The 14,273-nt window shown below is 44.3% G+C and carries 15 protein-coding genes; 14 read left to right on the forward strand and 1 reads right to left on the reverse strand.

Annotation, left to right across the window (positions count from 1 at the left end):
• Window positions 1–29: 29 nt before the first annotated feature.
• The 3 genes from BGM23_RS10865 to ypjB all read left to right on the forward strand — a co-directional run bounded on the left by BGM23_RS10865 (window position 30) and on the right by ypjB (window position 2,364).
• The gene (locus BGM23_RS10865; protein WP_003225562.1) at window positions 30–797 is read left to right on the forward strand and encodes a menaquinol-cytochrome c reductase cytochrome b/c subunit; all 768 of its coding nucleotides are present in this window, start codon (window positions 30–32) and stop codon (window positions 795–797) included.
• A gap of 110 nt (window positions 798–907) precedes the next feature.
• The gene (locus BGM23_RS10870; protein WP_053581891.1) at window positions 908–1,501 is read left to right on the forward strand and encodes a lipoprotein heptaprenylglyceryl N-acetyltransferase LhaT; all 594 of its coding nucleotides are present in this window, start codon (window positions 908–910) and stop codon (window positions 1,499–1,501) included.
• Between the two features lie 68 nt (window positions 1,502–1,569).
• Window positions 1,570–2,364 (forward strand): sporulation protein YpjB, encoded by a 795-nt coding sequence (gene ypjB / locus BGM23_RS10875; RefSeq protein ID WP_046663456.1) that lies wholly within the window; start codon window positions 1,570–1,572, stop codon window positions 2,362–2,364.
• A 41-nt stretch (window positions 2,365–2,405) separates the two neighbouring features.
• Here the strand turns inward: ypjB and BGM23_RS10880 are convergent, their stop codons facing one another.
• Window positions 2,406–3,278: a YitT family protein gene (locus tag BGM23_RS10880; RefSeq protein WP_003230635.1), complete on the reverse strand. Its 873-nt coding sequence runs from the start codon at window positions 3,276–3,278 to the stop codon at window positions 2,406–2,408.
• Between the two features lie 139 nt (window positions 3,279–3,417).
• On the opposite strand from BGM23_RS10880, the gene BGM23_RS10885 reads away from it, so the two are divergent.
• From BGM23_RS10885 to dinG, 11 genes are all read left to right on the forward strand, one after another.
• Window positions 3,418–3,753, forward strand: coding sequence for a nucleotide pyrophosphohydrolase (locus BGM23_RS10885; protein WP_004398044.1), 336 nt, complete (start codon window positions 3,418–3,420; stop codon window positions 3,751–3,753).
• A gap of 11 nt (window positions 3,754–3,764) precedes the next feature.
• Window positions 3,765–4,568 carry a 4-hydroxy-tetrahydrodipicolinate reductase gene (gene dapB / locus BGM23_RS10890; RefSeq protein ID WP_038429205.1) on the forward strand — a complete coding sequence of 268 codons (804 nt, stop codon included), beginning with the start codon at window positions 3,765–3,767 and terminating at the stop codon, window positions 4,566–4,568.
• A gap of 15 nt (window positions 4,569–4,583) precedes the next feature.
• Window positions 4,584–4,997 carry a methylglyoxal synthase gene (gene mgsA / locus BGM23_RS10895; RefSeq protein WP_003230640.1) on the forward strand — a complete coding sequence of 138 codons (414 nt, stop codon included), beginning with the start codon at window positions 4,584–4,586 and terminating at the stop codon, window positions 4,995–4,997.
• Complete coding sequence (bshB1, locus tag BGM23_RS10900) at window positions 4,990–5,700, forward strand: bacillithiol biosynthesis deacetylase BshB1 (protein WP_015383958.1); 711 nt, start codon at window positions 4,990–4,992, stop codon at window positions 5,698–5,700. Before mgsA ends, bshB1 begins: the two co-directional genes overlap by 8 nt.
• Window positions 5,697–6,830 carry an N-acetyl-alpha-D-glucosaminyl L-malate synthase BshA gene (bshA, locus tag BGM23_RS10905; RefSeq protein WP_046663450.1) on the forward strand — a complete coding sequence of 378 codons (1,134 nt, stop codon included), beginning with the start codon at window positions 5,697–5,699 and terminating at the stop codon, window positions 6,828–6,830. Before bshB1 ends, bshA begins: the two co-directional genes overlap by 4 nt.
• Window positions 6,831–6,834: 4 nt before the next feature.
• Window positions 6,835–8,028, forward strand: coding sequence for a CCA tRNA nucleotidyltransferase (locus BGM23_RS10910; protein ID WP_046663449.1), 1,194 nt, complete (start codon window positions 6,835–6,837; stop codon window positions 8,026–8,028).
• The gene (locus BGM23_RS10915) at window positions 8,013–8,990 is read left to right on the forward strand and encodes a bifunctional biotin--[acetyl-CoA-carboxylase] synthetase/biotin operon repressor (RefSeq protein ID WP_003230650.1); all 978 of its coding nucleotides are present in this window, start codon (window positions 8,013–8,015) and stop codon (window positions 8,988–8,990) included. The genes BGM23_RS10910 and BGM23_RS10915 overlap by 16 nt, the downstream gene beginning before the upstream one ends.
• A 245-nt stretch (window positions 8,991–9,235) precedes the next feature.
• Window positions 9,236–10,069, forward strand: a complete 834-nt coding sequence (gene panB, locus BGM23_RS10920) for a 3-methyl-2-oxobutanoate hydroxymethyltransferase (protein ID WP_003230652.1) — start codon at window positions 9,236–9,238, stop codon at window positions 10,067–10,069.
• Between the two features lies 1 nt (window position 10,070).
• On the forward strand, window positions 10,071–10,931 hold the full coding sequence (gene panC / locus BGM23_RS10925; protein ID WP_046663448.1) for a pantoate--beta-alanine ligase: 861 nt from the start codon (window positions 10,071–10,073) through the stop codon (window positions 10,929–10,931).
• A 1-nt stretch (window position 10,932) separates the two neighbouring features.
• Complete coding sequence (gene panD / locus BGM23_RS10930; RefSeq protein ID WP_003225586.1) at window positions 10,933–11,316, forward strand: aspartate 1-decarboxylase; 384 nt, start codon at window positions 10,933–10,935, stop codon at window positions 11,314–11,316.
• Between the two features lie 124 nt (window positions 11,317–11,440).
• The gene (dinG, locus tag BGM23_RS10935; RefSeq protein ID WP_029726779.1) at window positions 11,441–14,236 is read left to right on the forward strand and encodes an ATP-dependent DNA helicase DinG; all 2,796 of its coding nucleotides are present in this window, start codon (window positions 11,441–11,443) and stop codon (window positions 14,234–14,236) included.
• Window positions 14,237–14,273: the final 37 nt, after the last annotated feature.

Here is a 14,273-nt window from a genome sequence, read left to right on the forward strand (position 1 = left end):
TGATCTGCGAATAAAAGGGAGGGGATGACATGCACCGGGGCAAAGGGATGAAATTTGTAGGCGACTCAAGGATACCGGCTGAAAAAAAGCCGAATATACCGAAGGATTATTCGGAGTATCCCGGTAAAACAGAGGCTTTCTGGCCAAATTTCTTGTTAAAGGAATGGATGGTTGGAGCTGTCTTTCTCATCGGTTTTCTCGTTTTGACGATTGTGCATCAGCCGCCTTTGGAGCGGATGGCGGACCCGACTGATACTGGTTATATTCCGCTGCCGGATTGGTATTTTCTTTTCTTATACCAGCTGTTGAAGTATGAATACGCCGCTGGAAGCTTTACAGTGGTCGGCGCCATGATTATGCCAGGTCTCGCTTTTGGGGCCCTGCTTTTGGCTCCATTCCTGGACAGAGGGACAGAAAGAAGGCCGTGGAAGCGTCCGGTCGCTGTCGGTATGATGCTTCTGGCCATTTCCGCTGCTGTATTTTTGACGTGGCAGTCAGTTGCTACTCATGATTGGGCCAAGGCAGAGGAACAGGGGAAAATTACAAAAGAAGCCGACATTGACACCAATGCAGAAGGATATAAGGTTTTTAAGGAACAGGGCTGTATTTCTTGCCATGGGGATAACCTTCAGGGAGGAGCGGCCGGACCTTCATTGGTTGACAGCGGGCTGAAACCGGATGAAATCAAAAAAATCGCTGTAGAAGGGAAAGGCAAAATGCCGGCGGGTGTGTTCAAAGGAAATGATAAGCAGCTCGAAGAACTTGCAAAATTTATTTCTGAAACAACCGCAAAATAACGTATTGTGAATTGTCAAATGGAAGGATATACTTTTAATATCAAAAGCTGACCCGGCGTCAGCTTTTTTATATGGACTTATTATTTTTACAGACTGAGAGTTGATTCGATGTGAAATGGTTTCAATATGTATTAGGGCAGCGGCCGATGCTTATTCTTGTCTTAGCCATTAATTTTCTGGGAACGGTTTACGGCTACTATTGGTACTTGCCGCAGCTTTTGGAGACACCGGCACGTTTCCTGATTTTTGTTCCGGACAGTCCGACAGCAACGTTTTTCTTTCTGTTTGTGCTGCTTGCTTTTCTCATGAAACGGAATGCTCCGTTCTTTGAGGCGCTTGCGCTAGTTACCCTCGTAAAGTATGGCCTATGGGCGGTGGCTATGAATTTTCTTGTGCTTGCAGTAACTGGTGACTTGCCGTGGGAGGGCTACATGCTAATTGCTTCGCATTTTGCAATGGCAGTTCAAGGCGTATTATACAGTCCGTATTTTCGTTTTTCATTTTGGCATCTTGCAATTGTTGCAGTCTGGACACTGCATAACGATGTCATTGACTACTTGTTTGATATGATGCCGCAATACTCTATGCTTTCTGATTATATGACTGAAATAGGATACGGAACATTTTGGCTAAGTATCTTTTCAATCGCGCTTGCTTACTTTCTTGTGGTCTCAAAAAAGCAAACGAAGCTTGAGCCGATGTAAAGACAATGTTGGTCTATCCTTGTCCCTTTCTTCATATTCTGTAAGGAGAGAGAGTGGGAGGGACCTGCATGAAACGAAAGCTGACGATCTGTTTGTTGATTGCACTTATTTTTTATAATGGAAATGCCAAGGCTGCAGAGCGGGGAAGCCTCGAGGAATTGAATGATTTATCCGATACAGTCTTTCAAATGACCCGACAGGCGAAATATGAAGAGGCGCTTCAAGTCTTGGAGTATTTTGAAAAAACATTAAAATCCGCTGAGAAAAAACAGCAAGACCCCATGCTAACGGGAGCCCAAATTCGTCAAATCACATTGGGCTATAATGATATGGTTCGGAGTTTAAAGCAAGCTGATACATCAGACACACAAAAACTCAGAGCAGCCGCGCAGTTCAGAATGCTGATGGATGCGGTTGACAATCAGTCTGACCCGCTTTGGGGCTCACTGGAAAAACCGATTATGGAAGCTTTTACTGAACTGAAGCGAGATGTCCAAAAGAATGGAAGCACAAGCTTTCATGAAAAATGGAATGAATTTATCAGTTTATATGACTTGATTTACCCCAGTCTTACAATCGATGTATCAGAGGATCAGCTTGAAACTGTCGGAAAACATATAGATGTTATTGAGCAAGAGGAATTTCAGCAAATGACAGAGAGCACGAAGCTTGAACGGCTTTCCCTTCTTCAGCATGACCTGAAAAATGTGTTTGACAGGGTGGAGGAGGATGATGCCGATCCGTCTTTACTCTGGGTGATCATTACAACCGGCAGTATCATCATTACTGCTCTTACCTATGTCGGTTACAGAAAGTACAAGGCGGAAAAAAACAAGCTGAAAAAAAGGGACTACCCTAAATAAGGATGAGGGGCGGCGGTCAGCCGCCTTTTTTCTATTACATGTCAGCGCGGAAGCGGATTTTTATTTTCATCAAGCGTAAATCCTTCTCCGAGCACATCGTGAACATCGCTTACCGCTACAAAGGCATGGGGATCAATGGAGTTAATCACGCTTTTCAGCATCACCAATTCGTTTTTCGGCACCACACAATAAAGTACATCTATATCCTCTTTTGTGTAGGAACCTTGTCCTTTCAAAATGGTGACGCCCCGTTCCATTTCTTCAAGAATCTTTTTCTGAATCAGGTCGTTTTTCGAAGAGATGATCGTAGCGCCTTTAGCAGCGTATCCGCCTTCCTGAATAAAATCGATTAATCTTGCCGCTACAAATACAGCTACCAGCGTATACATCGCTTCTTTATAGGAGAGATAAGTAAGCAAAGACAAAATGATGACGCAGGCATCGAAAGCAAACATCGTTCTGCCCATCGGGATCCCAAAATACTTATTCACTAAACGTGCGATGATATCAACACCGCCTGTCGTACCGCCGAACTTAAAAATAATACCCAGTCCGGCTCCGATGAATACGCCGGCAAATAAAGCGGCGAGCGCTAAGTCGTGCTGAAGAGGCATATGGATTTCATATCGCTGAAAGATGCTGAGGAACAAAGACAAGGCTACAGTGCCGACAAGGGTATAAACAAACATTGTCCTGCCGAGCAAACGCCAGCCAATAAAAAAAATCGGAATGTTCAACACCAGGTTCGAGATAGAGGGGCTGATGTGGAAAAGGGCATAAAGCAAAAGTGTAATACCTGTAAAACCGCCCTCAGCCAGATTGTTCTGCATATTGAAATGAACCAAGCCAAATGAAAAAATTGCCGCTCCGATTAAAATAAAAAATATGTTTTTTAATCTAATTTCTCCAAGCATCACACAAAACCCCTTTTCCTTCCATTAGATAGCGTTTATATTATAGTGGATGAAAAAGAAAACAGCAAACGTGCTTAAACATTTGTCAAACGTATCTGAATTAGCTAACATGTAAGAGGATGATAGGAGGTTTCGTTCAGTGAGTGATAAAACAATGAAAGACATACAGGCTGAAGTAGACCGTTACATCGGCCAATTTAAAGAAGGATATTTTAGCCCGCTGGCCATGATGGCGAGGCTGACTGAAGAACTGGGCGAGCTTGCCAGAGAAGTGAATCACCGTTATGGAGAAAAACCAAAAAAAGCGACTGAAGATGATAAAAGCATGGAAGAGGAAATGGGCGATGTGCTATTTGTATTGGTTTGTTTAGCCAACTCTCTTGATATCTCTTTAGAGGAAGCTCACGACCGAGTCATGCATAAATTTAATACAAGAGATAAAGATCGCTGGACCAGAAAAGAAGAAGGAAAGTAGAGGAGATCAAGATGTCAAACGAAACAATTAAAGTAGTCATTGCGGGACCGCGTGGAAGAATGGGGCAGGAAGCTGTTAAATTGGCAGAACGAACACCTCATTTTGACCTTGTCGGGGCCATAGACCATACATACGATCAGCAAAAATTATCTGATGTGATGCCTGTTGAGTCAGATGCTTACATTTACACAGATATCCATGCCTGTTTTACAGAAACACAACCGGATGTCTTGATTGACTTAACAACGCCCGAAATCGGAAAAGTACATACAAAAATTGCATTAGAGCACGGAGTCCGTCCAGTTGTCGGAACAACCGGTTTCTCAGAAGCTGATTTAAAAGAGCTCACATCTTTAACAGAAGAAAAAGGGATCGGAGCCATCATCGCGCCAAATTTTGCGCTCGGTGCGATACTGATGATGAAATTTTCAAAAATGGCTGCCAACTATTTTGAGGATGTTGAGATTATTGAGCTTCATCATGACCAGAAGCTTGACGCACCAAGCGGGACTGCGCTTAAAACAGCGGAAATGATTTCAGAAGTCCGTAAAGAAAAGCAGCAAGGACATCCGGATGAAAAAGAAATTCTCCCAGGAGCAAGAGGAGCGGAGCAAAACGGCATTCGCTTGCACAGCGTCCGTCTTCCGGGACTGATCGCGCATCAGGAGGTCATGTTCGGCATGGATGGCCAAACGCTTCAGATACGCCATGATTCTTATAACCGTGCTTCTTTCATGTCAGGCGTTAAACTGTCAGTCGAACAAGTCATGAAGATTGATCAGCTTGTGTATGGTTTAGAAAATATCATTGATTAGACGGGGGGATAAACAATGAAAATTGCTTTGATCGCGCATGACAAGAAAAAACAGGATATGGTTCAATTTACGACTGCCTATCGGGATATTTTAAAGAATCATGATCTATATGCAACCGGAACCACAGGGTTGAAAATTCATGAGGCGACAGGTCTTCAAATTGAACGTTTTCAATCCGGCCCTTTAGGGGGAGACCAGCAAATCGGTGCACTGATCGCTGCCAATGCACTCGATCTTGTCATTTTTTTGCGCGACCCGCTGACCGCGCAGCCGCATGAACCGGATGTCTCGGCATTAATCCGGTTATGTGATGTGTATTCCATTCCGCTCGCCACAAATATGGGTACTGCGGAAATTCTCGTCCGCACACTTGATGAAGGTGTTTTCGAATTCCGTGACCTTCTTCGGGGAGAAGAGCCGAATGTATAATGCTGACGTTCTTGCTTTTGGCGCCCACAGTGATGATGTCGAGATCGGAATGGGCGGCACAATAGCGAAGTTTGTCAAACAGGAAAAAAAAGTAATGATATGCGATTTGACAGAAGCGGAACTCTCTTCTAACGGTACGGTCAGTTTGCGTAAAGAAGAAGCAGCTGAAGCAGCCCGCATATTAGGCGCAGATAAAAGAATTCAGCTAACGCTTCCAGACCGCGGCCTAATAATGAGTGATCAGGCAATTCGGTCAATTGTCACTGTCATCAGAACCTGTCGGCCAAAAGCGGTTTTTATGCCGTATAAAAAGGATCGCCATCCGGATCACGGCAATGCGGCTGCACTGGTGGAAGAAGCGATCTTTTCCGCCGGAATCCATAAATATAAAGACGAAAAAAGCCTTCCGGCGCATAAAGTCAGCAAGGTTTACTATTATATGATAAATGGTTTTCATCAGCCGGATTTTGTTATTGATATCTCGGATACAATAGAGGCAAAGAAACAAAGCCTCAACGCCTACAAAAGCCAGTTTATCCCGTCAAAGGATTCCGTTTCTACTCCTCTGACGAATGGGTATATTGAAATCGTTGAAGCGAGAGAAAAGCTTTACGGTAAAGAAGCGGGCGTGGAGTATGCCGAAGGTTTCTTTTCCAAACGGATGCTGATGCTTGATCATGATGTGCTTGGGGGCGAACAATGAGAAAACTAAAAATAGGAATCACATGCTATCCGAGCGTTGGAGGCTCAGGTATCATTGCGACAGAACTGGGGAAGCAGCTTGCTGAAAAGGGACATGAAATCCATTTCATCACATCAAGCATTCCGTTTAGACTGAATACATATCATTCCAATATTCATTTTCATGAAGTTGAGGTTAATCAATATGCTGTTTTTAAGTATCCTCCGTATGATTTGACATTGGCAAGCAAAATCGCAGAGGTGGCGGAACGGGAGAATTTAGACATTATCCATGCTCACTATGCTCTCCCGCATGCCGTTTGCGCCTATCTTGCAAAACAAATGCTGAAACGCAATATCGGCATTGTTACAACTTTGCATGGCACGGATATCACGGTGTTAGGTTACGATCCGTCTCTAAAAGATCTAATCCGTTTTGCCATTGAGTCATCAGACAGGGTGACGGCCGTCTCCTCAGCGCTTGCGGCTGAAACATACGATTTAATTAAACCGGAGAAAAAAATTGAAACGATTTATAACTTTATAGACGAGCGCGTGTATCTGAAGAAAAACACAGCGGTAATTAAAGAGAAACATGGAATTTTACCAGATGAAAAAGTCGTCATCCATGTGTCCAACTTCAGAAAAGTTAAACGCGTGCAGGATGTCATCCGTGTGTTCCGCAATATCGCTGGCAAAACGAAAGCGAAGCTGCTTTTAGTCGGAGACGGTCCGGAGAAATCGACAGCCTGCGAGCTTATCAGAAAATATGGCTTGGAAGACCAAGTCTTAATGCTTGGAAATCAAGACCGTGTTGAAGAGCTTTATTCTATTAGCGATTTGAAGCTGCTGCTATCTGAAAAAGAAAGCTTTGGACTTGTCCTGCTTGAAGCGATGGCTTGCGGAGTGCCTTGTATCGGAACAAATATTGGCGGTATCCCTGAGGTTATTAAAAACAATGTGAGCGGATTTTTGGTGGACGTCGGTGATGTTGGGGCCGCAACAGCCCGCGCGATGAGCATTTTAGAAGATGAACAGCTAAGCAATCGTTTTACAAAGGCGGCAATAGAGATGCTTGAAAATGAATTTTCTTCCAAAAAAATTGTCAGCCAGTATGAACAGATTTATGCCGATTTAGCAGAACCGGAGTGATCACATGGAAAAAGTTTTTATCAAAGCACTTCCCGTGCTCCGCATCTTAATCGAAGCAGGCCATCAGGCTTATTTTGTCGGGGGCGCAGTTCGTGACAGCTATATGAAACGAACGATCGGAGATGTCGATATCGCGACAGATGCGGCACCTGATCAAGTAGAACGGCTGTTTCAGCGGACTGTTGATGTAGGCAAAGAGCACGGGACCATTATTGTGCTCTGGGAGGATGAAACCTATGAAGTCACGACATTCCGGACTGAATCTGATTATGTTGATTTCAGAAGACCGTCAGAAGTACAATTTATCTCATCATTAGAAGAGGATCTAAAACGCAGAGATTTAACGATCAATGCGATGGCCATGACAGCGGATGGGAAGGTGCTTGATTATTTTGGCGGCAAGAAAGATATTGATCAGAAAGTGATTCGAACCGTTGGAAAGCCTGAGGATAGATTTCAAGAGGATGCGCTTCGTATGCTGAGAGCCGTACGCTTTATGAGCCAGCTTGGCTTTACGCTTTCACCGGAAACAGAAGAAGCCATTGCGAAAGAAAAATCACTCCTCTCCCATGTTTCGGTCGAACGAAAAACTATAGAGTTCGAGAAATTGCTGCAGGGAAGAGCTTCTCGCCAGGCGCTTCAAACACTCATTCAAACGAGATTGTATGAAGAGCTTCCTGGTTTTTATCATAAACGAGAAAACCTGATTTCAACGAGTGAGTTTCCATTCTTCTCTTTAACATCCCGTGAGGAACTTTGGGCTGCTCTTTTAATTAACCTTGACATAGTCTTGAAAGATGCGCCCCTTTTCCTGAAAGCCTGGAAGCTCCCGGGAAAAGTGATCAAGGAAGCCATTCACATTGCCGATACGTTTGGCCAGAGCCTTGACGTAATGACAATGTACAGAGCTGGGGAAAAAGCACTGCTCTCAGCGGCCAAAATATCGCAGCTTCGGCAAAACGAAAAACTGGATGAAAAGAAACTGAAGGACATTCAGTACGCTTATCAAAACCTGCCGATCAAAAGCCTTAAGGATCTTGATATCACGGGTAAGGACTTGCTTGCGCTTCGAAACCGGCCGGCCGGAAAATGGGTGTCAGAAGAATTACAGCGGATCGAGCAGGCTGTTGTGACAGGGAAGCTCTCCAATCAAAAGAAACACATAGAGGAGTGGCTGAAGACATGCGGTCAACATTAAGAAAAGACCTTATTGAATTATTTTCTCAGGCCGGCAATGAATTTATTTCCGGCCAAAAAATCAGTGATGCTCTCGGCTGTTCAAGAACTGCTGTGTGGAAGCATATTGAAGAGCTTCGGAAAGAGGGTTATGAAGTAGAAGCCGTTAGAAGAAAAGGATATCGGCTCATCAAAAAGCCCGGAAAACTCAGTGAAAGCGAAATTCGTTTTGGATTAAAAACGGAAGTGATGGGCCAGCATCTTATTTACCATGACGTTCTTTCAAGCACGCAAAAAACGGCTCATGAGCTCGCGAATAATAACGCACCGGAAGGCACCCTCGTGGTGGCTGACAAACAAACTGCCGGAAGGGGCCGAATGTCTAGGGTATGGCATTCTCAAGAAGGAAACGGCGTTTGGATGAGCCTGATTTTGCGGCCTGACATTCCGCTCCAAAAAACACCGCAGCTGACTCTGCTTGCTGCAGTAGCTGTTGTGCAGGGAATAGAAGAGGCAGCAGGCATCCAAACGGATATTAAATGGCCAAATGATATTTTGATTAACGGAAAAAAAACAGTCGGCATCCTAACGGAAATGCAGGCTGAAGAAGACCGCGTACGTTCAGTGATCATTGGGATCGGCATTAACGTTAACCAGCAGCCTAATGATTTTCCAGATGAATTGAAGGACATCGCGACAAGCCTCAGCCAAGCTGCTGGGGAAAAAATTGATCGGGCCGGCGTCATCCAGCATATTTTACTATGCTTTGAGAAACGGTACCGGGATTATATGACGCACGGATTTACGCCGATTAAGCTTTTATGGGAAAGCTATGCGCTCGGTATTGGCACTAATATGAGAGCCAGAACGTTAAACGGAACCTTTTACGGTAAGGCGTTAGGTATAGATGATGAAGGCGTTCTGCTTTTAGAAACGAACGAAGGCATTAAAAAAATCTATTCTGCCGATATCGAATTGGGCTAATGTGTTGGTACAAGCCCGTTGATTTTGGTATACTTCCATTGGGCAGTATCGCCTGCGAACTGCACCTATTATTAAAATAGATAGACATTGCAGCAGTCTGCCTTGATCCAAAAAAGGACTGGGACAGAGGGATGAAACTCGCCGAACTTTAGAAAGTGAAGAATCCTTCTCGTTGTAACGGAAGGTTTTTTGGCTTGCAGAAGAAAACGGCAGATCATCTCCTCTAAACATAAGGAGGAGAAAACATGAAAACAAAACTGGATTTTCTAAAAATGAAGGAGTCTGAAGAACCGATTGTCATGCTGACCGCTTATGATTATCCGGCAGCTAAACTTGCTGAACAAGCGGGAGTTGACATGATTTTAGTCGGTGATTCACTCGGGATGGTCGTCCTCGGCCTTGATTCAACTGTCGGTGTGACAGTTGCGGACATGATCCATCATACAAAAGCCGTTAAAAGGGGGGCGCCGAATACCTTTATTGTGACAGATATGCCGTTTATGTCTTATCACCTGTCTAAGGAAGATACGCTGAAAAATGCAGCGGCTATCGTTCAGGAAAGCGGAGCTGACGCACTGAAGCTTGAGGGTGGAGAAGGCGTGTTTGAATCCATTCGCGCATTAACGCTTGGAGGCATTCCAGTAGTCAGTCACTTAGGTTTGACACCGCAGTCAGTCGGCGTACTGGGCGGCTATAAAGTACAGGGCAAAGACGAACAAAGCGCCAAAAAATTAATAGAAGACAGTATAAAATGCGAAGAAGCAGGAGCTATGATGCTTGTGCTGGAATGTGTGCCGGCAGAACTCACAGCCAAAATTGCCGAGACGCTAAGCATACCGGTCATTGGAATCGGGGCTGGTGTGAAAGCAGACGGACAAGTTCTCGTTTATCATGATATTATCGGCCACGGTGTTGAGAGAACACCTAAATTTGTAAAGCAATATACGCGCATTGATGAAACCATCGAAACAGCAATCAGCGGATATGTTCAGGATGTAAGACATCGTGCTTTCCCTGAACAAAAGCATTCCTTTCAAATGAACCAGACAGTGCTTGACGGCTTGTACGGGGGAAAATAAGATGAGACAGATTACTGATATTTCACAGCTGAAAGAAGCCATAAAACAATACCATTCAGAGGGCAAGTCAATCGGGTTTGTTCCGACGATGGGGTTTCTGCATGAGGGGCATTTAACCTTAGCAGACAAAGCAAGACAAGAAAACGACGCCGTTATTATGAGTATTTTTGTGAATCCTGCACAATTCGGCCCTAATGAAGATTTTGAAGCATATCCGCGCGATATTGAGCGGGATGCAGCTCTTGCAGAAAAAGCTGGAGTCGATATTCTTTTTACGCCAGATGCTAAGGATATGTATCCCGGTGAAAAGAATGTCACGATCCATGTAGAAAGACGCACAGACGTGTTATGCGGACGCTCAAGAGAAGGACATTTTGACGGGGTCGCGATCGTACTGACGAAGCTTTTCAACCTAGTCAAGCCGACTCGTGCCTATTTCGGTTTAAAGGATGCGCAGCAGGTAGCTGTTGTTGATGGGTTAATCAGTGACTTCTTCATGGATATTGAATTGGTTCCTGTCGATACGGTCAGAGAGGAAGACGGCTTAGCCAAAAGCTCTCGCAATGTATACTTAACAGCTGAGGAAAGAAAAGAAGCGCCTAAGCTGTATCGGGCCCTTCAAACAAGTGCGGAGCTGATCCAAGCCGGTGAAAGAGATCCTGAAGCGGTGATAAAATCTGCAAAAGAAATCATTGAAACGACAAGCGGAACTATAGACTATGTAGAGCTTTATTCCTATCCGGAACTCGAGCCTGTGAATGAAATTGCTGGAAAGATGATTCTCGCTGTTGCAGTTGCTTTTTCAAAAGCGCGTTTAATAGATAATATCATTATTGATATTCGAGAAATGGAGAGAATATAATATGTATCGAACAATGATGAGCGGCAAACTTCACAGGGCAACTGTTACGGAAGCAAACCTGAACTATGTGGGAAGCATTACAATTGATGAAGATCTCATTGATGCTGTGGGAATGCTTCCTAATGAAAAAGTACAAATTGTGAATAATAATAATGGAGCACGTCTTGAAACGTATATTATTCCTGGTAAACGGGGAAGCGGCGTCATATGCTTAAACGGTGCAGCCGCACGCCTTGTGCAGGAAGGAGATAAGGTCATTATTATTTCCTACAAAATGATGTCTGATCAAGAAGCGGCAAGCCATGAGCCGAAAGTGGCTGTTCTGAATGATCAAAACAAAATTGAACAAATGCTGGGGAACGAACCAGCCCGTACAATTTTGTAGAAGAAAAGCCCCCTTTATCGGGGTTTTCTTTTAAGATTTTGAGAGTAAAACGGTTTTGCCGCTCCATTTCCGTACAAAACGTGTTACACTTTTGTCGTATGCAAGAATTGAGGTGTCCATTTTAATGAATAAGCAACGGTTCGTTGTTATAGATGTAGAGACAACAGGGAATTCGCCGAAGAAAGGCGATAAAATCATACAAATCGCAGCGGTTGTAATCGAAAATGGACAAATTACTGAGCGGTTTTCAAAATACATTAATCCAAATAAATCAATCCCTGCTTTTATTGAGCAGCTTACTGGAATCTCTAATCAAATGGTCGAGAATGAGCAGCCATTTGAAGCAGTTGCTGAAGAAGTATTCCAATTGCTTGACGGCGCTTATTTTGTCGCCCACAATATCCATTTTGACCTTGGATTTGTCAAGTATGAGCTACATAAGGCGGGCTTTCAGCTCCCAGATTGTGAAGTGCTTGATACTGTCGAGCTCTCACGTATTGTTTTTCCGGGATTTGAAGGGTATAAGCTGACGGAATTAAGCGAGGAGCTTCAGCTGCGGCATGATCAGCCGCACCGGGCTGACAGCGATGCTGAAGTGACAGGGCTTATTTTTTTGGAAATCCTTGAAAAGCTGCGGCAGCTTCCTTATCCGACATTAAAGCAGTTAAGAAGGCTTTCGCAGCATTTCATCAGTGATCTGACGCATTTGTTGGATATGTTCATTAATGAAAACAGACATACCGAGATACCGGGCTATACGCGCCTTTCTTCGTTTTCTGTCAGAGAACCTGAAGCTATCGCTGTTCGTATAAATGAGGACGAGAACTTCTCATTTGAGATCGAAAGCTGGGAAGCGGGAAATGAAAAAGCGCTGTCAGAGTTAATGCCTGGGTATGAAAAAAGAGACGGCCAAATGATGATGATGAGAGAGGTGGCTGATGCGTTTGCCAATCGTGAGCATGCGCTGATTGAAGCTCCTCCAGGCATTGGAAAAACGATTGGCTATCTGATTCCGGCTGCGCTTTTTGCCAAGAAATCAAAAAAGCCGGTCATAATCAGCACGTATTCGACGCTTTTACAGCAGCAGATTCTCACAAAGGATTTGCCGATTGTCCAAGATCTGTTTCCATTTCCGGTAACAGCGGCGATTTTAAAAGGGCAATCGCATTATTTATGCCTGTATAAATTTGAGCAGGTGCTTCATGAAGAAGATGATAATTATGATGCCGTACTGACAAAGGCACAGCTTCTTGTTTGGCTGACAGAGACAAATACAGGAGATGTAGCGGAACTGAATTTGCCTTCAGGCGGAAAATTGCTGTGGGACAGATTGGCTTATGACGATGACTCCTATAAAAGAAGTCGCAGTGAGCATGTGATCGGTTTTTACGAGCGGGCCAAACAGATTGCTATGCGCTCTGATTTGGTGATCACCAATCATTCCCTTTTGCTGACCGATGAAGGCAGCCAGAAAAAAAGGCTTCCCGAAAGCGGCACATTTATTATTGATGAAGCACACCATTTTGAACGTGCGGCAAGCGAACATTTAGGGAAAAGAGCCACGTACATAGAATTGCATACGAAATTGAGCAGAATCGGCACTCTGAAGGAGCAGGGACTTCTTAAAAAGATGAGACAGCTATTCCAGCGAAACAGCCTGCCGGTTGATTCATTTTTCGAATTGGAAGAGTGGCTTCAGCACGTTCAAGCAGAAAGTGATGCTTTCTTCAGCTCTGTACATTCTTTTGTCAAACGAAGAAAACCTAAAGAAGACTTAAACCGTCTAGTGTTTAAGGTGAACAAAGAAAGCCAGGATAAAAGCTGGTCGATCTTAACGGATGGTGCGGAGAGGCTTTGTTCCATGCTGACACATTTGCAGCAGCTTTTTGAGGCACAGTCATCCCTGATGGAAAAACATTTGAAGGGTATGAAGAGCAAAACCGTCTTTTTAGCCGATGAATACCAAAGAAGCATGAAAGGCTTGCAGCATTACTGTCAGACGTTGCAGAAGCTCTTCTTTGGGTCTGATGACGATGAAGCGGTTTGGATTGAAATAGATGCAAAGGGTGCGAAAAATGCAGTGGCCATTTACGCACAGCCTCTTGAACCTGGTGAACTTCTGGCTGATCAGTTTTTCGCGCGCAAAAATAGTGTGGTGCTGACATCTGCAACCCTTACAGTCGAAGGTTCTTTTCAATTTATGATTGAACGACTGGGACTGAGTGACTTTTTCCCGCGGACAATGAGAATTGAGTCACCCTTTTCTTACGATGAGCGTATGCAGGTGATGATTCCAAAAGAAATGAAATCAATTCAGGATACAGGGCAACCTGAATTTATACAGGATACAGCCCGTTATATCGAACTGATGGCAAAGGAAAAACAGCCTAAAATCCTTGTGCTGTTTACATCCCATGATATGCTGAAAAAGGTTCACCAGGAGCTTAAGCATAACATGAGTGCTTCCGGCATTCAGCTCTTGGCACAAGGGATTACAGGCGGAAGTCCCGGCAAGCTGATGAAGACTTTTAAAACATCCAATCAGGCGATCCTGCTCGGAACAAATCATTTTTGGGAAGGCGTTGATTTCCCTGGTGATGAGCTGACGACAGTAATGATCGTGAGGCTCCCATTCCGGTCCCCTGATCACCCGCTTCATGCTGCAAAATGTGAGCTTGCCCGCAAAAAAGGAAAGAATCCGTTTCAAACAGTGTCATTACCGGAAGCTGTGCTGACCTTTAGGCAAGGAATTGGACGCTTGCTGCGTTCTGCGGGAGACAAGGGAACGATTATTATATTGGACAGACGGATTAAAACCGCTGGTTACGGCCGGCTGTTTCTTGATGCCTTGCCGACAACCTCAGTATCCGAAATGACTGACAGCGAGCTTGAAGCTTATGTTGCAGGGGAAAAAGAATAAAAGCCGCATAAAGCGGCTTTTGCGGTGTGGGAGTAGG

Source organism: Bacillus sp. FJAT-14266, assembly GCF_001719225.1.
Classification (GTDB): domain Bacteria; phylum Bacillota; class Bacilli; order Bacillales; family Bacillaceae; genus Bacillus; species Bacillus subtilis.